Below are 20,395 nucleotides of genomic sequence, written 5' to 3' on the forward strand. Positions count from 1 at the left end.
GAGGCCGAGCGGTGGCGCGGACGGGGCCGAGGCCCGGCTCCGCGGTCCGTCCCGCCTCAGCTCCAGCGGAAGAGCCGGATGCCGAGCGGCAGGAGCACGGCCGTCCACACGACCATGACGACCACCTGCACCGTGGGGAAGCCCTCCTCGAACCACCCCGCCGTCATCGCCTGCGACGCGGCGCCGAGCGGCGTGAACCTGCCGACCTGCGCGACGGCCTCCGGCATCATCGGCCCCGGCGTCCACAGCCCGGAGAGGAACAGGAGCGGGAAGTAGATGAGCGTCCCGATCGCGGACGCCGTGCTCGCCTTGGGCGCGCGCGCCGCGACGAGGGTGCCGAGCGCGTACATCGACGCGACGCCGAGGACGAACGCCAGCACGACCGTCGCCGCGTTCTGCGGCGCCGGCAGGCCGAACACGAGCTGCCCGACGACGAGCGCGACGGCGGACGCGACCACGACGGCCACGAGGTTGATGACGAGGTGCGCGACGACGATCCCCTGCGGGCGCATGGGCGTCGTCGACAGCCGCCGCAGCAGGCCCTTCTCGCGGAACGTGGCGAAGTAGACCGGCATGGTCGTCAGGGCCGGGGTCGCGATCGCCGCGGCGAGCACCACGGGCGCGTAGAGAGCGACGGGTGTGAGCCCGCCCCACGGCGGGGGCGCGTCCTCGATCGGCACGCGCATCCCGGGGATGGCGAAACCGACCCCGACGAGCAGGACGGTCGGGAACACGAGCGCGAAGAACACCGTCCCCGGGTCGCGCAGCCAGAGCCGCGCCTCCGTGGCGAGCAGGACGCCGAACCCGCGCCAGCCGCTGCTGCGGCGGACGGGCACGGTGGACGGGGTCAGGGTCGTGGCGGTCATCGGGACTCCCCTCGGGTCGATCGAGCGTCGGTCGCGTCCGAGGCGTCGGTCGCGTCCGGGTCGTACGTGCGGCCGGTCACGGCCACGAAGACGTCCTCGAGCGTGCGGGAGACGGTCCGGACGTCGTCGGGCACGACCTCGCGCTCGGCGAGCGCGAGCACGACGGCGGGCAGCACCTGCCGGGAGCCCGTCACCTCGATCTCGCGCCCTGCCCCGGGCGTCGCCTCGACGTGCTGGACGTCCGCGAGCCCCGCGATCGTGTGCAGCGCGAGGTCGTGGTCCGCGGGCGGCACGCGCAGGCGCACGGTGCGCGACGTGTCGACGGAGTCGACGAGCTCCGCGGGCGTGCCCTGCGCGACGACCCGGCCGCGGTCGATGATGACGAGCCGGTCGCACAGGCGCTCCGCCTCGTCCATGAAGTGCGTGACGAGCAGGATGGTCACGCCGCGGTCGCGCACACGCTCGACGAGCTCCCACGTCGCGCGGCGGGCCGCCGGGTCCAGCCCGGTGGTCAGCTCGTCGAGGATCGCGACGCGCGGGTTCCCCACGAGCGCGAGCGCGATCGACAGGCGCTGCTTCTGCCCGCCCGAGAGCTTGGCGAACGCGACGCGCCGGTGCGCGGCGAGGTCGAGCAGGTCGAGGAGCTCCTCCACGTCGCCGGGCGACGCGTAGAACGACGCGAAGAGCCGCATCGCCTCCTCGACCGTGATCTTCTCGTTGAGCGCGGCCTCCTGGAGCTGGACGCCGACGACGTCGCGCACCGCGGCGGGGTCGGCCTGCGGGTCGACGCCGAGCACGCGGACCGTGCCGCCGTCGGCCTGGCGCAGCCCGGCGAGGCACTCGACGGTCGTCGTCTTGCCGGCCCCGTTGGGCCCGAGGATGCCGAAGATCTCGCCCTGCCGGACGGTGAGGCTCACGTCCTCGACCGCGACGGTGCGCGTGCCGGAGCCCTGCGGTCCCGGGTACGTCTTGCGCAGGTTCCGGATCTCGACGACCGGGGCGGGCCCGGCCGTGCGGTCGGCGGGCGGGGCGGGCGACGTCGCCGTCGTGCCGCCCGGGGGCGGTGCTGCGGTGCTCATGGTGACCTCCAGGAGGGTGTGCGGCACCCACGGACGGCGCCGTGCGCCGCCCGGACGGGTGGGAGTGCGGTCGGGAGGGTGCTGCCGGTCAGGCGCTCGCGGTGCCCGCGAACTCGACCGGACGGATCGCGACGCCCCGCAGGACGACGCGCAGGAGCAGTGCGGCGAGCACGACCCCGGCGAGCCCGCCGAGCACGGCGAGCCAGACGGGGGTGCCGTCGAGACCGACGACGCGCGAGAGCGCGTGGCCGAAGAACCCGGAGCGCAGGAACACCTCGCTCACCAGGACGGTCGCGAGCGACGCGACGACGAGCAGCACGCCGCGCAGGAACCCGAAGCCGTAGAAGCCCGCGGCGACGACCATGCCCGCGAGGTAGTAGACGACGCAGAACGTGCCCTCGACGAGGATCATGAGCCCGACCTCGGACCCGTCCGTGTAGAGCTGCGTGAGGTCCTGCTCCGTCGGCCAGCCGGCCTGGCGGAACAGCGCCCACTCCGCCCACCGCACGAGCGCGGTCGCGATCCCGAACGTGAGCCCGGAGACGGCGGCGCCGATCCACAGGCCGTGCGTGTACGACCGCCGCGTGCCGCCGGCGGCGACGTGCAGCGCGATCGTCATGAGCGGCAGGAGGATGCCCATGACGAAGAGGAAGAACTTCGCGGAGCCCGCGACGCCGCCCACGCCCTCGATGCTCACGTCGTCGTTGCGCAGCATGATCCACAGGACGAGGGCCCCGATGGCGAGCGCGATGAGCCAGAACCACACGCCGACGTACCAGGTGCCGCCGATGAAGTACCAGGCGACGGCGCGGACGCCGCGCCGGTGGGCGGCCTTCTCGAGCGCGCGGCGCTCCGCGGAGCGCGGGGTCGTGGCGGTCATCGTGCCTCCTGCGTGCGGGTGCGGGCGGACGCGCCGTCCTCGGTGCGGTCGGTGCGCGTGAGGTGGACGAACAGGTCCTGGACGGGCACCGCCCCGACCTCGAGCCCGGCCGCGGCGGCCGCGGCCCGCTCGTCGGGGGCGAACGTGCCGAAGAGCGTGACCTGGGCCGTGCTCCCCAGCCGCTGCCGGGCGAGCACCTCCCGGCCCGCGGTGTGGCGCTCGACGACGTCCGCCGGCCCGGTGAGGCTGACGCCGCGCGCGCGGACGTCGTCGGCGTTCTCGGCGAGCAGGACCCGCCCGCGGTCGATGATCACGACGTCCTCGAAGAGCCGTTCGACCTCGGCGATCAGGTGGCTCGAGAGCAGGATCGTGCGCGGGTGCTCGGCGTAGTCCGCGACGAGCGCGTCGTAGAACGCGTAGCGGCTCGGGGCGTCCATGCCGAGGTAGACCTCGTCGAAGATCGTCAGGGGCGCGCGGGCGGCGAGCCCGACGACCGCGCCGAGCGCCGAGCGCTTGCCGCGCGAGAGCTCGTTGGGCTTCTTGCGGACGTCCACCTCGAAGGTGTCGAGGAGGCGCCCGGCGAGGTCGGCGTCCCAGTGCGGGCGCACGTCCGCGTAGTACTCGAGCGTGTCGCGCGCCTTGTCGGACTCCCCCACGTCGCCGCTCTCGCGCACGAGCTGGGTGTGCATGGTCGCCCAGACGTTCTCGAACGGGTCCTCGAGCTCGCCGTCCGGACCGACGCGGACCGTGCCCGACGTCGGGCGCCGGAACGCGGCGAGCAGGGCCGCGAGCGTCGTCTTGCCGGCGCCGTTGCGGCCCAGGAGGCCGGTGATGACGCCGGGGCGGATCGTCAGGGTCGCGCCGTCGAGCGCGGGGTCGTCGCCGCGGGAGTACCGCACGACGACGTCGCGCACCTCGGCGCCGAAGGGCGCGGTCGCGGCGGGGTGGTCGGTGGGATGGCTGGTGGGCCGGGCGGTCACGGGTCTCACCTCGGGGTGGGGTCGGTGTCGGGGCCGGTACGGGGTGCGTCGCCGGTCCCGGGACCGGCGGGCCGCGGGCGGCCGAGGACGTGCTCGACGATCTCGGCGGCCGGGATGTCGAGGAGGTCCGCCTGCGCCAGCGCGGGGTCGAGGACCTCGTCGAAGAACCGCGCGCGGTGCTCGGCGAGCAGCCGCTCGCGCGCGCCCGGTGCGACGAACATGCCGAGCCCGCGCCGCTTGTAGAGGACGCCCTCGTCGACGAGCCCGGCGAACGCCTTGGCCGCCGTCGCCGGGTTGATCCGGAACGTCGTCGCGAACTGCGTCGTGGACATGACCTGCTCCTCCTCCGCGAGCTCCCCCGCGAGCACCTGTGCCCGGATCATCTGCGCGATCTGGAGGTAGATGGGTTCAGGTCCGTCGAACATGGGGCCCATCCTCTCCCGGCTCGCGTGTTCTGTGGTTCATTACTTGAGTAATGAACCACAGATGAGGAGTGCGGCGCAACCCTTCTTCCGGACGCGCGACGACCGACGCCGGGCGGAACGATGGGGACGTCGGCGCCGAGGCCGGTGCCGGTCGGGTCGCATCGGGAGACCCGGTCGGGCCGCATCGGGAGACGGAGGGGGCGCGGTGGGCGGAGCGTGCGAGCTCGCGGGCGGGGCGCCCGGGGCCGAGCCGCTGAGCACGTGGACGAGCCTCGCGTTCGTCCTGGCCGGCGCGGCCGTCGTGGTGGCGGCGCGGCGGCCGGAACCCGGGGCCCCCGGGGACCCGGGCGAGCCCGACGGCGCCGCGTCGCGGCTGCGCGGTGGCCTTCGGGGTCCTGGTCGCGCTGATCGGGGTGGGCTCCGTGGTGCAGCACGGACCGTCGCCGTCGTGGAACCCCGTCGCGCACGACCCGCCGCTGCTCGGCACGCTCGCGCTCGTCGCCGCCGACGCCGTCGCCGACCTCACCGGGCGCCGCCTGCGGACGTGGTGGTGGCTCGCGCCGACCCTGCTCGGGGTCGTGCTCGCGGCGGTCTCGGTCCCGGCGTCCACCGCCGCCCAGGTGGTCGCGGCAGGCGCGGCCGTGGCCGCGAGCGCCGCACGCGCGTGGCGACGGCCCGCCGTCCGACGCCGCACGGTCGCCGCGCTCGTGCTGCTCGCCGTCGGCGGCACGGTGGGAACCCTGACCCGCCCGGGCTGGCCCCTGTGCGACGCCGACGGCGCGCTCGGCGTCACGCTCCAGGGGCACGCCGTCTGGCACGTGCTCGCCGCGACGGCCCTGTGGGTGCTCGCGCCGACGCCCGGGACCCGCCCCGCGCTCGCACGCTCGTCCTGACTCGCTCCCTTCCCCCGCCCCGGGCGGTACCCACGGCGGGCCGGCGGTGGGACGCTGGGAGGATCCGGCGTCCGCGGCGGGCCCCGCCCTCCGGCCGCCGGCGGTCCCGAAGGAGTGAGGCAACGATGGTCACCATCAGGCGCGGGTTCTCCAGCTTCTCGGCGGACGACCTCGACGCGGCGCGCGCGTTCTACGGGGACACCCTCGGGCTCCCCGTCACGGCACTCGACGACGGGAACGGTCTGGTGCTCCACCTCGGCGGCGGCTCGGACGTGTTCGTCTACCCGAAGGAGGACCATCGGCCGGCCGCCTTCACGGTCATGCACCTCACCGTCGACGACGTGGACCAGGCCGTCGACGAGCTCATCGCGAAGGGCGTGACGTTCGAGCGCTACGAGGGGTTCGACCAGGACGAGAAGGGGATCGTGCGCGGCTTCATGGAGGGCGGCGACGGCGCCTGGCTCACCGACCCGGCCGGCAACGTCGTGGGGCTCGCGGACGGCGAGAACATGGCCCGGCTCGTCGAGGGCTGAGCCCGCACCGCCGCCACCCCCGGCTCGCGAGGTAGAGCCCTGGTCATCACCAGGGCTCTACCTCGCGGTACCGGGGCTCTACCCCGCGGTACCTGGTTTCTACTGCGCGAGGGCCGGGGCGAACGCGGCGCGGACGCCGTCGAGGTCCTGCGCGACGAGCTCGGCGAGCTGGACGGCGTTGAGCGCGGCGCCCTTGCGGAGGTTGTCGTTCGAGACGAACAGCACGAGACCGCGCCCGCCCGGCACCGACTGGTCGGTGCGGACCCGGCCGACGAACGACGGGTCCTTGCCGGCCGCCTCCAGCGGGTTCGGGACGTCCGCGAGCGCGACGCCGGGGGCGTCGGCGAGGATCTCGCGTGCACGGTCGGGCGTGATCGGGGCGCCGAACTCGGCGTGGATCGCGAGCGAGTGCCCGGTGAACACGGGGACGCGCACGCACGTGCCCGAGACGGCGAGCTCCGGCAGCCCGAGGATCTTGCGCGACTCGTTGCGGAGCTTCTTCTCCTCGTCCGTCTCCTCCTGCCCGTCGTCGACGATCGACCCGGCGAGCGGGACGACGTTGAACGCGACGTTCCGCGGGAAGACGGCGGGCTCGGGGAAGGCGACCGCGCCGCCGTCGTGCACGAGACCGACGAGGCCCGGGCCGGACCCGTCGGCCTCGGCCCGGGCGCCCGCGACGGCCTGCGCGCGCAGCTCCTCCGCGCCGGCGAGCCCGGCGCCGGAGACGGCCTGGTACGTCGCGACGATCAGGCGCTCCAGCCCGGCCTCGTCCGCGAGCGGCTTGAGGACGGGCATCGCGGCCATCGTCGTGCAGTTGGGGTTGGCGATGATGCCCTTGCGCGCCTCGCGCAGCGCGCCCGGGTTCACCTCCGAGACGACGAGCGGGACGTCGGGGTCCATGCGCCACGCGGAGGAGTTGTCGACGACGACGGCGCCCGCGGCGGCGAACCGCTCGGCCTGCGCCTTCGACGTCGCGCCGCCCGCGGAGAAGAGCGCGACGTCGATCCCGCGCAGGTCCTCGGTCGGGGTCGCGGCGACGTCCTCGACGACGACGTCGGTCCCGCGCCACGGGAGCGTCGACCCGGCGGAGCGCGCCGACGCGAAGTAGCGGACGCTCGCGACGGGCAGGTCGCGCTCCTCGAGGAGGCGGCGCATGACCGCGCCGACCTGGCCGGTCGCGCCGACGACGGCGAGGTGCAGACCGGGGGTGCTCTGGGTGCTCATGGTGGGTCCTCTCCTGCGTCGGGTCAGCGGCCGGTGCCGGCGTAGACGACGGCCTCGCCGTCGGCGGCGTCGAGCTCGAAGGCGGTGTGCACGGCGCGCACCGCGTCGTCGAGCGAGTCCTCGCGCGTGACGACGGAGATGCGGATCTCCGAGGTGGAGATCATCTCGATGTTGATGCCCGCGTCGCGCAGCGCGCCGAACAGCTTCGCGGAGACGCCGGGGTGCGACTTCATGCCCGCGCCGACGAGCGAGAGCTTGCCGATCTGGTCGTCGAACTGGAGCGAGTCGAACCCGATCTCGGCCTGCAGCGCCGAGAGGGCGGACATCGCGGCCGGGCCGTCGCCCTCGGGGAGGGAGAACGAGATGTCGGTGAGGCCCGTGCGGGCCGCCGACACGTTCTGCACGATCATGTCGATGTTCACGCCCGAGCCCGCGACGACCTCGAAGATCCGCGCGGCCGTGCCCGGGACGTCGGGCACGCCGACGACGGTGATCTTGGCCTCGCTGCGGTCGTGCGCGACGCCGGAGATGATCGGGTCTTCCATGACGGTCTCCTCGGGAAGGTCTGCGGTGCTGCCGGCGGTGCCGGCCGGGGAGCCGGCGCTCGCGCCGGGGCGCGCGGTGTACGCGTCCGCGCTGACGAACGTGCCGTCCTTGCCGCTGAAGGACGAGCGCACGTGGATGGGGACGCCGTACCGGCGGCCGTACTCGACGCAGCGCAGCGCGAGGACCTTCGCGCCGCTCGCCGCCATCTCGAGCATCTCCTCGTACGTGATGCGGTCGATCTTGCGCGCGGACGGCACGATGCGGGGGTCGGCCGTGAACACGCCGTCCACGTCGGTGTAGATCTCGCACACGTCGGCGTCGAGACCTGCCGCGAGCGCGACGGCGGTCGTGTCCGACCCGCCGCGCCCGAGCGTCGTCACGTCGTTCGTCGACTGCGTCACGCCCTGGAACCCCGCGACGATCGCGACCTGGCCGCGGTCGAGGGTCTCGCGCACGCGCGTCGGGACGACGTCGACGATGCGCGCCTTGCCGTGCACCGCGTCGGTGATGAGACCGGCCTGCTGCCCGGTGAACGACTTCGCCTTCACGCCGAGGCTGGTGATCGCCATCGCGAGCAGCGACATCGAGATGCGCTCGCCCGCGGTGAGGAGGATGTCCATCTCGCGCTGCGGAGGGAGGGGGCTGACCTGCTGGGCGAGGTCGATGAGCTCGTCGGTCGTGTCGCCCATCGCCGAGACCACGACGACGACGTCGTTCCCGGCCCGCTTCGCCTCGGCGATGCGCTTGGCCACCCGCTTGATGCTCTCGGCGTCCGAGACGGACGAACCGCCGTACTTCTGCACGACAAGTGCCACGTGCTGCTCCATCTGTCGCCGGCCTCCGTCTCTCTCAACGGCCCGCCGGGTGCTTGTGGGTCGGTCGATGATAGGCACGCGTCCCACGCCCCGGCCAAGCCCGTCCCGCCCTGCGGACCGCGGCAGGCCGCCGCCGGGGTCACACCTCCGGCAGCACGCGGGCCCGCGGCCCGGCCACGACGACGTACGCCAGCCCGACGACGACGGCCCCGCCGACGAGGTTGCCGAGGCCCACCCAGGTGAGGTTGCGGCCGAAGTCGGCCCACGTCGTCGGGCCGAGGTCGCCGAAGAGCCCGAGGGAGAACGTCGTCATGTTGGCGACGACGTGCTCGAACCCGGACGCGATGAACGCGAGGATCCCCCAGAACAGGATCACCGCCTTGCCGGCCTCCGAGCGCAGGCGCCCGCAGGCCCAGATCGCGGCGCACACGAGGATGTTGCACAGCACGCCGCGGAAGAAGAGCTCTCCCCCGGTCTCGTGCGCCTTCGCGCGGAGCATCGAGGCGGCCATCTCGCCGGCCGCCGCGTTCGAGCGCAGCACGCCCGCCTGCGTGACGGCCCAGCCGAAGAGCATCGACCCGGCCAGGTTGCCGACGAGGCACAGGCCCAGGGTGGCGACGGCGTCGCGCACGCGGACGGCTCGTGTCGCGACGCCCTGGGTGAGGACCATCATCGCGGACGTGGCGAGCTCGGCCCCGGCGAAGACGACGAGCGTCAGCGCCGCGGCGAACACGCCCCCGGCGACGAGCCGCTCGGCCGGGGACCCGGCGGCGAGGAACGGGCCCGCCGTCGCGACCATGAGCACGACGCCGACGCCGATGTACGCGCCCGCGAGCATCGCCGCGACGAGGTAGCGCCCGGGACGTCTGGCGAAGAGCACCTTCTCCCGGGCCGCCTCCGACTGGGTGGTCACCGCCTGGGCGAGGGTCTGCACGACCTCGATCCTCGCGTCCGGGCGACCTCCCGGACAGGGCCGGTGGTCGCCCCGGCTCGGGACCGAAGGTCCGCGCGTCGGCCCCGGGGCACGGGGGTGCAGACGGGCGAGGGGCCGCGCACGGTCTCCCGCGCGCGGCCCCTCGGGCGTCGGTCCCCGGCGGTCGTCAGCCGACGCGGCGCCGGTAGACCGCCGTCGCCCACGCGTAGGCGAGGACGAGGATGCCGACGAGCCACGCGAGCGCGACCCAGATGTCGCTCCCGACGGGCTGGCCGGCGAAGAGGGACCGCAGGGTGTCGACGATCGCGGTCACGGGCTGGTTCTCGGCGAACCACGCGACCGGTCCCGGCATGCTGTCCGTGGGGACGAACGCCGAGCTGACGAAGGGCAGGAAGATCAGCGGGTAGCTGAAGGCGGACGCGCCGTCGACCGTCTTGGCCGACAGCCCGGCGACGACCGCGAGCCAGGTCAGCGCGAGGACGAACAGGACGAGGATGCCGAGGACGGCGAGCCACGCCCCGACGGACGCGTCGGTCCGGAACCCCAGGACGAGGGCGACCCCCACCACGAGGGTCACGGAGACGAGGTTCGCCACGAGCGAGGTGAGCACGTGCGCCCACAGGACGCTGGACCGGGCGACGGGCATGGACCGGAAGCGCTCGACGATGCCGCCCTGCAGGTCGAGGAACAGGCGGTAGGACGTGTACGCGACGCCCGACGCGACGGTGATGAGCAGGATGCCGGGCAGCAGGTAGTTCACGTACGACTCGCCGCTGCCGGTGTCGATCGCGCCCCCGAGCACGTAGACGAAGAGGAGCATGAGCGCGATCGGGGTCACGGCGGTCGTGATGATCGTGTCCGGGCTGCGCAGGACGTGGCGCAGCGAGCGGCCCGTGAGGGCACGGGTGTCGGCCAGGGCGTGGGTGGTCATCGGGCTTCCCCTCCTGCCGGGCGGACGCCGTCGGCGCTCGTCCGGTCCGTGGTGGGGGCGCTGTCGCCGGCGTCGCCGACGAGCGCGAGGAACACGTCCTCGAGGGAGGGCTGCTTCTCGACGTACTCGACGGTCGCCGGGGGCAGCAGGGCCTTGAGCTCGGCCAGGGTGCCGTTCTGGATGATCGTCCCGCGGTGCAGGATCGCGATCCGGTCGGCGAGCTGCTCGGCCTCGTCGAGGTACTGGGTGGTGAGCAGCACGGTGGTGCCGCCGTGGGCGAGCTCGCGCACCGTGGCCCAGACCTCGATCCGGGCCTGCGGGTCGAGGCCGGTCGTCGGCTCGTCGAGGAAGATGACCGGCGGGTCGCCGATGAGGCTCATGGCGATGTCGAGCCGGCGCCGCATCCCGCCGGAGTAGGTCCCGGCGCGGCGGGCCCCGGCGTCGGTCAGGGAGAAGCGGGCGAGCAGCTCGTCCGCGACGCGCCCCGGGTCTGCGAGGTGCCGCAGGCGGGCGACGAGGACGAGGTTCTCCCGTCCGGTGAGCACCTCGTCGACCGCGGCGAACTGCCCCGTCAGCGAGATGGACTCGCGCACGTGCCCGGGCTGCGCGACGACGTCGAACCCGTCGACGGTCGCGGTGCCGGCGTCCGGCGCGAGCAGGGTGGACAGGATCCGCACGAGCGTCGTCTTGCCCGCACCGTTGGACCCGAGCAGCGCGACGATGCTCCCGCGCGCCACCTCGAGGTCGACACCGCGCAGCACGCGCAGGTCGCCGTACGACTTCTCGATGCCTCGCACCCGGACGGCCGGGGCGAGGGTCTGGTCAGCAGACATCTGCGGATCTCCGATCCCTGGGTTCTGGTGGGTGGTTCAGGGCCGGCGGACGACGACGTCGCCGAACCCGGTGCTGGCGTGGATCTCCGCGGTGGCCTCGTCCTCGACGGGGCCCTCCGTGGGCGTGAGGTGGTTGCGCACGCTGCCGTGCTCGGAGCTCGCGTCGAGGAACGCGGCGGTCCCCTCGGGCACGCCCACCTCGATCGAGCCGTACGACGTCGCGAGGGTGACGCTCCCCGACTCCAGGCGCTCGACCCGGATGCCCGCGTGCGCGGACTTCGCCGTGAGCGTGCCGGCGACGCGCGTCACCGCGATGTCGCCGTGCGCGCCGTGGACGGCGAGCGAGCCGGTGACGGCGCCGACCGTCGTCGTGCCGTTCGTCGCCTTGATCGTGCCCTCGCCCTGGACCTCCTCGACACGGACCGACCCGGCGCTGGCGCGGGCGTCCAGCGAGCCCCGCACGCGGCGCGCCGCCACGGAGCCCGCCGAGGCCTTGACGTCGAGCCGGTCGACGTCCTCGACGCGGGCGTCCCCGGCGGAGAGCGCCATCGCGACGGTGCCGAGGCTGCCCTCGGCGTAGAGCGAGCCCGCCTTGCCGCGCACGTCGGAGCCCGCGGGCAGCTCGACGGTGATGTCGGCGGTGCCGGACGCGAACGGCAGCACGTACTGCTTCCACGACCCGGGGTAGGAGATCGTCAGGGCGCTGCCGTCGCCGTCGACGCGGACCGCCTCGGCGGCGCGGACGCTGCCTGACTTGGCCGGGTCGGTCGGCAGGACCGTGACGACGACGTCGTCGCGGTCCCCGGCGACCACGTGCAGGTGGGCGAACGGCACGTCGACGACGACGGGCAAGGGCTGCGGGGCGGGGAAAGTGGGCATGACGAAGCTCCAGGAGTGGTGTCGTGGTGGTGTCAGGTGCGGTCGGAGGGGGCGGAGACGGAGACCGAGGTGGTCAGCGCACCCAGCCGGTGACGCGGGCGGAGCCGCGCTGCTGCGGGCGGGCCTGCGCCGCCGGACGCCCGGTGGACTGCTCGAGCGCCGCGGCGACCGCGCGCACGAGCCACGTGTTGACGGAGACGCCGTCGCGGGCGGCGGCGGTCTCGGCCTGCGTCTTGAGGTGGTCGGGCAGGCGCAGGGTCGTGCGGGTCGTGGCCCCAGCCTCGACGTCGGACGGCGCGGGCCCGGCGGCAGTGGCCGGGGTGTTCGCGGGGACGAGGCCCTCGACCGGGGCGGGCGCGGCGGCGGGGACGGCGACCACGAACTCGGGGGCACCGCCTCGCAGCCGCACGTCCACCGACCCCGGGGCGAGGTCTGCGGAGATCTCCCCCGCCGCGGCGGAGAGCGCGTCGAGGAGCACGAGACGCACGGCCGCGTCGAGCGGTGCGGTCAGGCGCTCCGCGAGCCGACGGCCGTCGTCCCCGGCGGCGTCCGCGGCGGCGGCGAGGCGGTTCTGAAGGTCGTCGACATACGGGGTGAGGTCCATGACGCCATCATGACACCACGAGTGGTGTCACCGCAACCCTCTGTGACAACGCGTTGACACCACTGGTGGCATCAGCCCCCGACGGCGCGGATGCCTCAGGTGGTGAGGTCGCGGACGACGTCGTACCCGAGCTTGACGATCAGCGCGCCGACGACGACCACGAAGACCACGCGCACGAACGCGCTGCCCTTGGCCACCGCCATCCGGGCGCCCACGTACGCCCCGAGCAGGTTGGCCGCGCCCATGAGGAGGCCCAGCCCCCACAGCACCGCCCCGTACGGCACGAAGAAGATCAGCGCGCCGGCGTTCGTGGCGAAGTTCGCGATCTTCGCGAGCGCCGACGCCGGCAGGAACGCGTACCCGAGGATGCTCACGAGCGCGATGACGAAGAACGTCCCGGTGCCCGGCCCGAGCAGGCCGTCGTAGGTGCCGATGACCAGGCCGATCCCGGCCGCCGCCCACCGGTGGCCGTTGCCTTCCCAGCGCAGGTTCGTGCTGTGCCCGAGGCTCGGCTTCGCGATCGTGTAGGCCGCGACGCCGACGAGCACCACGAGGATGATCGGCTTGAACAGGTCGGCCGGGATGCGCGACGCGAGCGCCGCTCCCCCGACGGCGCCCACGAGCGCGGCGAGCGCCATGGGCCCGGCGGTACGCAGGTCCGGCCCGACGCGCCGGTAGTACGTCGCGGCGCTCACCGACGTCCCCATGATGCTCGCGAGCTTGTTCGTCGCGAGCGCCTGCACGGGGCTGATGCCCGGGACGAGGAGCAGCGCCGGGAGCTGGACGAGCCCGCCGCCGCCGACGACGGCGTCGATCCACCCCGCCGTGAGCGCGGCGAGGACGAGCAGGAGGACGGTCACGCCGTCGATCTCGAGGCCGCCGGAGACCGGGAGGGAGAGGGCGGGAAGCACCCCCCAGTGGTACCACGCGGACGGGGCACGCCCGGGCCGGGTCCACGACCGGTCCGCGACCGGTCCACGGCCGAGGAGGCTCTTCCCCATGCGTAACCGTTCGGTTACGCTTCCTGGATGGACGTGTTCGAGGCCGTCGCCGACGACGTGCGCCGCGACCTGCTCCGAGCGCTGCGGGCCGGGTCGCTCAGTGCGGGCGACCTCGCGCGCGTGCGCGACGACGTCTCCCGCCCCGCCGTGAGCCGCCACCTGCGCGTGCTGCGCGAGGCCGGGCTGGTCGAGGCCGTCGTCGCGGGACGCCGTCGCCTCTACTCGCTGCGGCCCGCCGCGCTCGACCCTCTCGCCGCGTTCGTCGCGGCGCTCACCGCACCCGCCCCGCCCGTCCCGGCGCGGGCGCTCGACGGCCTCGACCTCGAGGTCCGCCGCACCACCCGAGAACGTCGTGCCGAGCGCGGGACGACCCAGCAGGAGGAGAGCGCATGAGCGACCCGACGACCCCATCAGCAGCCCCCGTCCCGCCGGCACCCGGTCTGCCGACACCCGGCGGGACGGTGGAGCGCGGCCCCGCGGGCGACGAGCTCGTCGTCACGCGGACGTTCCACGCTGCGGCCGACGACGTGTGGGCGAGCCTCACGGAGCCCGACCGGCTCGCGCGGTGGATCGGCTACTGGGAGGGCGACCCCTCGACCGGCCGCGTCGAGTTCTTCATGACGGCCGAGAGCGACGACCCCGAGCCCGAGCCCGAGGAGTACCGCATCACCCGGTGCGAGCCGCCGCACCGCTTCGCCGGGATGACGTCCTCGGGCGACCAGACGTGGCACCTGTCCTTCGAGCTCGCCGAGCAGGACGGCGTCACGACACTGACCTTCCGCCAGCTCCTCGGCCCCGACGACGACGCCCGGAACATCGGGCCCGGGTGGGAGTACTACCTCGACCGGCTCGTCGCCGTCCGCGAGGGGCGCGACGCCGCCACCGTGCCGTGGGAGCCGTACCTCGCCGGGCTCGCGGACCACTACGGCCGGGCGGGCGACGCCGGCTGACCGCGGGACGCCCGCGGCGCCCGACCGGCACGCTCAGGACTGGAGCGCGTCGTACTCCGCCTCGGTCGCGACGTCGTCCTCGACGTCGAGACGCAGGTGCGCGAGCGCGAGCTGCAGGACGCGCAGCGCGCTCGCGGCGCGCTCTCCCCACAGCGAGACGTAGGAGAACTGCCACCACCACAGGCCCTCGAGCTCGCGCCCGGCGTCGTAGTGCTGCAGGCCCTTCGCGAGGCACTCGGCGACGCACGCGAGGTCGCCCGAGAGCGACGCCGCGCCGACCTCGGCCCCCACGAGCGGGTCGGTGATCTCGGCGTAGTCGTCGAACCCGTCGAAGAGCCGCGCGAGCGCCGTCCGCAGCGGGTCCACGTCCGTGTCGCGGCCGGCGTCGGGCTCGAAGCGCTCGACCGGCACGACGTCGCCCACGGCTCCCAGGCGGGCGCCCGCCGCGAGCGCGTCGGACAGCGCGAGGAGCAGGAGCGGCAGCACCGCGCCGGGGGCCGCGCCGGACGCGACCTGCGTCGTCGTGGTGAGGTAGGCGCGGGCCTGCTCCGCCATGCCCTCGGCGATCTCCCGCAGGTCGGGGTCGTTGTGGATCTCCCCCATGCTCGTCACCTCCCGTCAGCCGCCGACGAGGCGGCGGCCCTCGAACGCCCGGCCGAGCGTCACCTCGTCCGCGTACTCCAAGTCTCCACCGACCGGGAGGCCCGACGCGAGGCGGGTCACGCGTAGGCCCATGGGGCCGAGCATGCGCGCGAGGTAGGTCGCGGTGGCCTCGCCCTCGACGTTCGGGTCGGTCGCGAGGATCACCTCGGTCACCTGCCCGTCCGCGAGCCGGCTCATGAGCTCCGCGATCCGTAGGTCGCCCGGCCCGACGTTCTCGATCGGGTTGATGGCGCCGCCGAGCACGTGGTACCGGCCGCGGAACTCGCGCGTGCGCTCGATCGCGACGACGTCCTTGGGCTCCTCGACGACGCAGATCACCTCGGGCGAGCGGCGCGGGTCCGCGCAGATGCGGCACTGCTCCGACTCCGCGACGTTGCCGCACGTCTCGCAGAAGCGGACGCGCGCCTTCACCTCGGTGAGCGCGTCGGCGAGCCGGCGCACGTCCACCGCGTCCGCGGCGAGCAGGTGGAACGCGATGCGCTGCGCGCTCTTGGGCCCGACGCCGGGAAGCCGGCCGAGCTCGTCGATCAGGTCCTGGACAGCGCCTTCGTACACGCCCCCAGCCTACGGGGCGCGGCCCGCACGGCGGACCCGGCCCGCCGCCGTCGCGGACAGGCCGGGTCCGTGCCCGGGCACCGGGGTCAGTCCGGGAGCTCGGGCGTCACGGTCCGCGTGGTGCCGTCCGTGTACGTCGCCTCGTAAGCGAGGGTCGGTAGCGGGCCGCCCTCGCCGTCGGGACCGTCCACCGTCTCCGGGTCGAAGATCGGCCCGGGCCACCAGGCCACGAAGCGGCCGTCCTCGAGCGTCGTCTCGACGGCGGTCCCGTCCGCGAGCCGGAGCGTGAGCGCCACGACGTCGGCGCCGGCACGGCCACCCGTCATCGACAGGACGGGACGCTCGCGGCTCCACGGGTAGGCCTTGCCGCCCGACTGGAACATCGCGCCCTCCGCGACGCCCCGGGCGGAGGGGACGAGGTCGCCACCGCCCGCGGACCCGGCGGAGACGTCCTCCGCCTCGTCCGCGCCCGGGGGCAGGTAGCCGACGCACGACGACTGCAGCGTCTGCCCCTGCGCGTCGTCGTGGAGGTACATCACGGCCGCCCACGAGCCGCGACGCTCCGCGAGCACCACGTCGTCGACGGTCACCGCCCGCTCGGAGCCCAGCCGCGCCTGGCACGCCGCGTCGAGCACGGCGAGGTCCTGCGAGGAGAGGGCGTCCGGCTCGGGCGTCCACGACGCGAGCGCGTGCGGTGCCGGACCGACGAACGGGAGCGCGAACGCCGCCGCCGCGGCGGCGGTCACGGCCACCGGGATGCCGATCCGGCGGGCCGCGCGGCGCCGGGCCTGCACGGCGAGGTGCCCGACGGCGAGCGCGCCCGTCGTGCCCGGCTCCTCGCCGGCGAGGATGCGGTCGAGGCCCTGCGCCGCTCGCGTGGCCTCGGCGGCGGAGAGGTCGGACGCGGGGGCGTGATCGAGCCCGCGGAGCATGGTCAGGTCGTCGTGCGTCATCGGAGCGCCTCCTGGGCGGTGACGTCGAGGGATGGGGTCGGGAGGGCGGCGGGCCGGTGGTCCTCGCCGTCCGCGCCGGTTCCCTCGTCGAGGGCGAGCAGCCGGCGGAGCGCCGTGCGAGCGCGGTGCAGGCGGAGCCGGTAGGCGACCGCCGAGATGCCGATGACGCGTCCGGCGTCAGCGGACGGCAGGTCCTCCCAGAGGAGCAGCGACAGCACCTCCTGCTGCTCCGGGGTGAGCCGGCGCCACGCCGCGGCGAGGTCGGAGCGCGCGGCGGTCTGCTCGTCGGGGGCCGGGAGCATCGGCTCGGGCTGCGCGGCGAGCCGGACACCGAGCGCACCGCGTCGCGTGCTCGCCCGCCGGTCGTTGAGGAGGCAGCCGCGCGCGACCCCGAACAGCCACGCCCGTTGCGCGTCCCGGGTCGGTGGGAGGTCGCGCATCCGCCGCCACGCGACGACGAACGCCTCGTGGACGACGTCCTCGGCGTGGTCGTCGTCGGTGCGTCGCCGCACGAAGCGCAGCACGTCGGCGTACGTGTCTCGGTAGAGGTCGCGGAACCGTTCCTCACGGTCCGCCACGGGAGGTGGGCTCATACCTCGTACGTGTCCGGCAGCCGGCCCGCTGTTTCGAGGGGCGTCAGCCCTGGTCCTGGATCTCCTCGATGATCTTGCCGTCGAGCAGGCTCACCACGAGCGCCGTCCCGACGAGGCCCGTCGAGACGATGTCGGGGTCGTCGGCGGACGGGAGGTCGTCCATGGGGTCGGCCGTGGACGGTTCGCCCCGCCGGGCGGGTTCCTCGGCGGGCCGCGGGACGCGGGCCGCCGCGATCGCCGCGCGAGCGGCGGAGACGCCGCGCAACGGTGCGGCCGACGTGCCTGCGGACGCCGGTGCGGCGGGGGCCGCCGCGCGGGCGGGCGCCCCTTGCGACGAGGCCGCGGGCGACGCCGCGGACGGCCGTCCGGGCGCCGTCGGCGCGGTGGCGGCGGACGGCGCGGTGCGGGCGGGGGCCTGCGTGGAGGCCGGGGTGGTCGGCGGGGCAGGTTCGAGCACGGGCTCCGGCTCGGGGCCGTCGTCGAGGTCGACGGGCGGCTCCGCGGGCAGCCCCGCGAGCCACGCCTCGTCCGCGCTGTCCACGCGCGGTGCGGGCGCCGGTGCGGACGCCGGGACCGACGCCCCGGCGAGCCAGGCCTCGTCGGCGGCGTCCACCACGGTCGAGCTTGCCCGCGGCGGGGCGGGTGCGGTCTCGGTGCTCGGTCGCTCCTGGAGCGCGACGGCGGCGCGCGGGGCCTCGTGCGCCTCCGCGGCCTCGTCCGCCGGGCGGGAGGTGCTCGCGGAGCGGGCGGCGCCGGGCGCGCTCGGCGCCGCGACGGTCGCGACCGGCGTCCCTGCCTGCGAGCCGCCCGGTCCGTGGAGGGCGGCAGCCCCGACGCTCGCCGAGGCGGACCCCGCGGGGCCGGGCACGGCAGGAGCCGCTGCCGTCGGGGCGCTCGCCGCCGGGCCGGACGACGTGGCGACGGGCGACGCGGGGCCCGACGGCGCGGAGCCGCCGGACGGCGCGGGCGCTACCGGCGCAGGGCCGGACGACGGCGCCGAGCCGCCGCCCGCCTGACCACCCTCGTCGAGGCGCGGCTCGACGCGGACCTGGAGCCCGAGCGTCTGGTAGACGACGTCCTGGACCGCGCTCGTGTGCCGGGACGACGAGAACGTCCGGGCCAGCCCGGGCGAGGGGAAGGCGAGGTAGAGCACGTCGGCGCCGAGCTCCGCGACCTGCGCGTTGGCGCTCACCAGCGACCACGTCACGGGGCTCGCACGCAGGTTCTCGAGGACCTCCGGCCAGCGCCGGCGCAGCTCCTCCGTCGTCAGGGCAGGGCTCGCGCCACCCGCCGCCGGAGCAGACGACGCAGCCGCCTCCTGCCGGGGAGCCGCCTCGCGCGGCGTCGACGGCCGCGGGGTCTCCTCGCGCGGCGCCTCCTCGCGTGACGCCTCCGGGCGCGATGCCTCGGGGTGCCGTGCCTCGGGGGCGTGGGAGGGAGCATCCGCCGAGGCAGCAGAGGCAGCGGTCTCGCGGGCGCCGTCGTCCGGGGCCTCGGACTCCGCGACGGACGTCGTGCCGGCCCCGGCGCCGGACGCCGCGTCGGGCGCGGTGCGCGGCGGGGCGCTCGCCGCACCCGACACGGGACCGGTCCGCTCGGGGGCGGACGCCTCGGCAGGCGCGGTCTCCTCGCGCGGCGCGGACGAGTGCGTGGGAGCGGACGACCCGACGGCCGACCCGGCGCTGTCGACCGCCGACGACCCCGCACCGTCGGCCGCGCGCGACGCGGCAGCGGGTGATGCGGAATCGGGCGACGCGGCGGCAGGCGACGCGGAGGCGTCGCCGGACGGCCGGTCCTGCTCCGGCGCAGCGGGAGCCGCGACGCGCCCGACCGGCGTCGGGTCCTGCGGGGCCGGCGCGCTCGCCGGTGCCGCGGCGGGCTGGCCCGGTCGCGCGGGCCGGAGCGCCGCGCGGACGGCAGCGGCACCGGTGAGGCCCGAGGAGGGCGCGCCGGCCGGAGCAGCAGCCGGGGCCGTCGCGGTGGCCGCGGCGGCGTCGCCCGGGGCGGGCGTCCCCGCGGCCGGGGGGACCACGACGTTGCCCAGGCCTCCGCGCTCGAGCCGGTCGAGGCGCGCCGCGAACCCGGCCGCGCCGTCGTCCGCTCCGGGCAGGAGCAGGCGGGCCATGAGGAGCTCGAGGTGCAGGCGGGGCGACGTCGCGCCCGTCATCTCGGTGAGCGCGGCGTTGACGAGGTCGGCGGCCCGGGACAGCTCGGCCACCCCGAGGTGCTGCGCCTGCGTGCGCATGCGCTCGAGCTGGTCGGCGGGCTGGTCGCGCAGGACGGCCTGCGCCTCGTCGCCCGACACCGCGATGACGATGAGGTCGCGCAGGCGCTCGAGCACGTCCTCGACGAAGCGCCGCGGCTCGTGCCCCGTCGCGATGACGTGGTCCACGACCCGGAAGATGCTCGCGCCGTCGCGCGCGGCGAGCGCGTCCACGACGTCGTCGAGCAGGGTCGCGTGCGTGAAGCCGAGGAGCGCGACCGCGCGCTCGTACTCGACGGCGCCGTCCTCGGCACCCGCCATGAGCTGGTCCATGACGGACAGCGAGTCACGGACCGAGCCGCCGCCCGCGCGCGTGACGAGCGGGACCACGCCGCTGCCGATCGACACGCCCTCGGCCGCGCACAGCTCCTCGAGGTAGGGGCCGAGCACGTCCGGCGGGACGAGGCGGAAGGGGTAGTGGTGCGTGCGCGAGCGGATGGTGCCGATGACCTTGTCCGGCTCCGTCGTCGCGAACACGAACTTCACGTGCTCCGGCGGCTCCTCGACGAGCTTGAGCAGGGCGTTGAAGCCCTGCGGCGTCACCATGTGCGCCTCGTCGAGGATGAAGATCTTGTACCGGTCGCGCGCGGGAGCGAACGCCGCGCGCTCGCGCAGCTCGCGCGCGTCGTCCACGCCGTTGTGCGACGCCGCGTCGATCTCGACCACGTCGAGGCTGCCCGGGCCGCCGCGCGCGAGCTCGACGCACGACGGGCACTGCCCGCACGGCGTGTCGAGCGGGCTCTCGGGGGTGTTGCGCTCGCAGTTGAGCGTGCGCGCGAGGATGCGCGCGCTCGTCGTCTTGCCGCACCCTCGGGGCCCGGAGAACAGGTAGGCGTGGTTCACCCGACCGCTGCGCAACGCCTGCATGAGCGGTGCGGTCACGTGGTCCTGACCGATCACCTCGGCGAAGGTCTCGGGCCGGTAGCGGCGGTACAGGGCGGTGCTCACCCCGGTCACTCTAGACGTCGCGACCCACACGCACGAGGTCGCTCCGC

Annotated in this window: 22 protein-coding genes; 4 read left to right on the forward strand and 18 right to left on the reverse strand. The window is 75.2% G+C overall.

The features are described from left to right. Positions 1–56: 56 nt before the first annotated feature. The 5 genes from E1O70_RS17585 to E1O70_RS17605 form a co-directional block, all read right to left on the reverse strand. The gene (locus E1O70_RS17585; RefSeq protein WP_061268016.1) at positions 57–866 is read right to left on the reverse strand and encodes an ABC transporter permease; all 810 of its coding nucleotides are present in this window, start codon (positions 864–866) and stop codon (positions 57–59) included. Beyond that, the gene (locus E1O70_RS17590) at positions 863–1,945 is read right to left on the reverse strand and encodes an ABC transporter ATP-binding protein (protein ID WP_082774523.1); all 1,083 of its coding nucleotides are present in this window, start codon (positions 1,943–1,945) and stop codon (positions 863–865) included. Before E1O70_RS17590 ends, E1O70_RS17585 begins: the two co-directional genes overlap by 4 nt. Positions 1,946–2,033: 88 nt before the next feature. Next, positions 2,034–2,825, reverse strand: coding sequence for a hypothetical protein (locus E1O70_RS19985; RefSeq protein ID WP_061268017.1), 792 nt, complete (start codon positions 2,823–2,825; stop codon positions 2,034–2,036). Next, on the reverse strand, positions 2,822–3,805 hold the full coding sequence (locus E1O70_RS17600) for an ATP-binding cassette domain-containing protein (RefSeq protein ID WP_082774514.1): 984 nt from the start codon (positions 3,803–3,805) through the stop codon (positions 2,822–2,824). Before E1O70_RS17600 ends, E1O70_RS19985 begins: the two co-directional genes overlap by 4 nt. A 5-nt stretch (positions 3,806–3,810) precedes the next feature. Continuing rightward, complete coding sequence (locus E1O70_RS17605) at positions 3,811–4,230, reverse strand: GntR family transcriptional regulator (protein WP_031316974.1); 420 nt, start codon at positions 4,228–4,230, stop codon at positions 3,811–3,813. Positions 4,231–4,610: 380 nt separating this feature from the next. Here E1O70_RS17605 and E1O70_RS17610 point away from each other — a divergent pair, with 380 nt between their 5' ends. Next, positions 4,611–5,123, forward strand: a complete 513-nt coding sequence (locus E1O70_RS17610) for a hypothetical protein (RefSeq protein ID WP_061268018.1) — start codon at positions 4,611–4,613, stop codon at positions 5,121–5,123. 125 nt (positions 5,124–5,248) lie between these two features. Next, the gene (locus E1O70_RS17615) at positions 5,249–5,656 is read left to right on the forward strand and encodes a VOC family protein (RefSeq protein WP_061268019.1); all 408 of its coding nucleotides are present in this window, start codon (positions 5,249–5,251) and stop codon (positions 5,654–5,656) included. 99 nt (positions 5,657–5,755) lie between these two features. Here the strand turns inward: E1O70_RS17615 and E1O70_RS17620 are convergent, their stop codons facing one another. From E1O70_RS17620 to E1O70_RS17655, 8 genes are all read right to left on the reverse strand, one after another. Next, entirely contained in the window at positions 5,756–6,880 is a 1,125-nt protein-coding gene (locus tag E1O70_RS17620; protein WP_061268020.1) for an aspartate-semialdehyde dehydrogenase, read from the reverse strand. A gap of 23 nt (positions 6,881–6,903) precedes the next feature. After that, positions 6,904–8,241 (reverse strand): aspartate kinase, encoded by a 1,338-nt coding sequence (locus tag E1O70_RS17625; RefSeq protein WP_031316267.1) that lies wholly within the window; start codon positions 8,239–8,241, stop codon positions 6,904–6,906. Between the two features lie 139 nt (positions 8,242–8,380). Continuing rightward, the gene (locus E1O70_RS17630; protein ID WP_061268021.1) at positions 8,381–9,175 is read right to left on the reverse strand and encodes a formate/nitrite transporter family protein; all 795 of its coding nucleotides are present in this window, start codon (positions 9,173–9,175) and stop codon (positions 8,381–8,383) included. A 166-nt stretch (positions 9,176–9,341) separates the two neighbouring features. After that, positions 9,342–10,106 (reverse strand): ABC transporter permease, encoded by a 765-nt coding sequence (locus tag E1O70_RS17635; protein ID WP_061268022.1) that lies wholly within the window; start codon positions 10,104–10,106, stop codon positions 9,342–9,344. Further along, positions 10,103–10,939 (reverse strand): ABC transporter ATP-binding protein, encoded by an 837-nt coding sequence (locus E1O70_RS17640; RefSeq protein ID WP_061268023.1) that lies wholly within the window; start codon positions 10,937–10,939, stop codon positions 10,103–10,105. The genes E1O70_RS17635 and E1O70_RS17640 overlap by 4 nt, the downstream gene beginning before the upstream one ends. A gap of 36 nt (positions 10,940–10,975) precedes the next feature. After that, complete coding sequence (locus E1O70_RS17645; protein ID WP_061268024.1) at positions 10,976–11,818, reverse strand: DUF4097 family beta strand repeat-containing protein; 843 nt, start codon at positions 11,816–11,818, stop codon at positions 10,976–10,978. Positions 11,819–11,891: 73 nt separating this feature from the next. Continuing rightward, the gene (locus E1O70_RS17650; RefSeq protein ID WP_061268025.1) at positions 11,892–12,422 is read right to left on the reverse strand and encodes a hypothetical protein; all 531 of its coding nucleotides are present in this window, start codon (positions 12,420–12,422) and stop codon (positions 11,892–11,894) included. Between the two features lie 95 nt (positions 12,423–12,517). Beyond that, positions 12,518–13,333, reverse strand: a complete 816-nt coding sequence (locus E1O70_RS17655; protein WP_061268032.1) for a TSUP family transporter — start codon at positions 13,331–13,333, stop codon at positions 12,518–12,520. Positions 13,334–13,450: 117 nt separating this feature from the next. On the opposite strand from E1O70_RS17655, the gene E1O70_RS17660 reads away from it, so the two are divergent. Together E1O70_RS17660 and E1O70_RS17665 are read left to right on the forward strand one after the other, a co-directional pair. After that, a complete protein-coding gene (locus E1O70_RS17660; protein ID WP_061268026.1) occupies positions 13,451–13,816 on the forward strand; it encodes an ArsR/SmtB family transcription factor in 366 nt (121 codons plus the stop codon). Next, the gene (locus tag E1O70_RS17665) at positions 13,813–14,373 is read left to right on the forward strand and encodes an SRPBCC family protein (RefSeq protein ID WP_082774518.1); all 561 of its coding nucleotides are present in this window, start codon (positions 13,813–13,815) and stop codon (positions 14,371–14,373) included. The genes E1O70_RS17660 and E1O70_RS17665 overlap by 4 nt, the downstream gene beginning before the upstream one ends. Before the next feature lie 33 nt (positions 14,374–14,406). Here E1O70_RS17665 and E1O70_RS17670 read toward each other — a convergent pair whose 3' ends face one another. The 5 genes from E1O70_RS17670 to E1O70_RS17690 all read right to left on the reverse strand — a co-directional run bounded on the left by E1O70_RS17670 (position 14,407) and on the right by E1O70_RS17690 (position 20,348). Then, entirely contained in the window at positions 14,407–14,976 is a 570-nt protein-coding gene (locus tag E1O70_RS17670) for a DUF5063 domain-containing protein (RefSeq protein ID WP_061268027.1), read from the reverse strand. Positions 14,977–14,991: 15 nt separating this feature from the next. Then, a complete protein-coding gene (gene recR, locus E1O70_RS17675) occupies positions 14,992–15,591 on the reverse strand; it encodes a recombination mediator RecR (protein ID WP_021483478.1) in 600 nt (199 codons plus the stop codon). An 86-nt stretch (positions 15,592–15,677) separates the two neighbouring features. Further along, positions 15,678–16,544 (reverse strand): hypothetical protein, encoded by an 867-nt coding sequence (locus E1O70_RS17680; protein ID WP_061268028.1) that lies wholly within the window; start codon positions 16,542–16,544, stop codon positions 15,678–15,680. Next, positions 16,541–17,137, reverse strand: coding sequence for an RNA polymerase sigma factor (locus E1O70_RS17685; RefSeq protein ID WP_082774519.1), 597 nt, complete (start codon positions 17,135–17,137; stop codon positions 16,541–16,543). Before E1O70_RS17685 ends, E1O70_RS17680 begins: the two co-directional genes overlap by 4 nt. Positions 17,138–17,180: 43 nt before the next feature. Continuing rightward, a complete protein-coding gene (locus E1O70_RS17690; RefSeq protein WP_128957733.1) occupies positions 17,181–20,348 on the reverse strand; it encodes a DNA polymerase III subunit gamma and tau in 3,168 nt (1,055 codons plus the stop codon). Positions 20,349–20,395: the final 47 nt, after the last annotated feature.

Origin of the sequence: Cellulosimicrobium funkei (genome assembly GCF_004519295.1) — a bacterium.
Lineage (GTDB): Bacteria > Actinomycetota > Actinomycetes > Actinomycetales > Cellulomonadaceae > Cellulosimicrobium > Cellulosimicrobium funkei.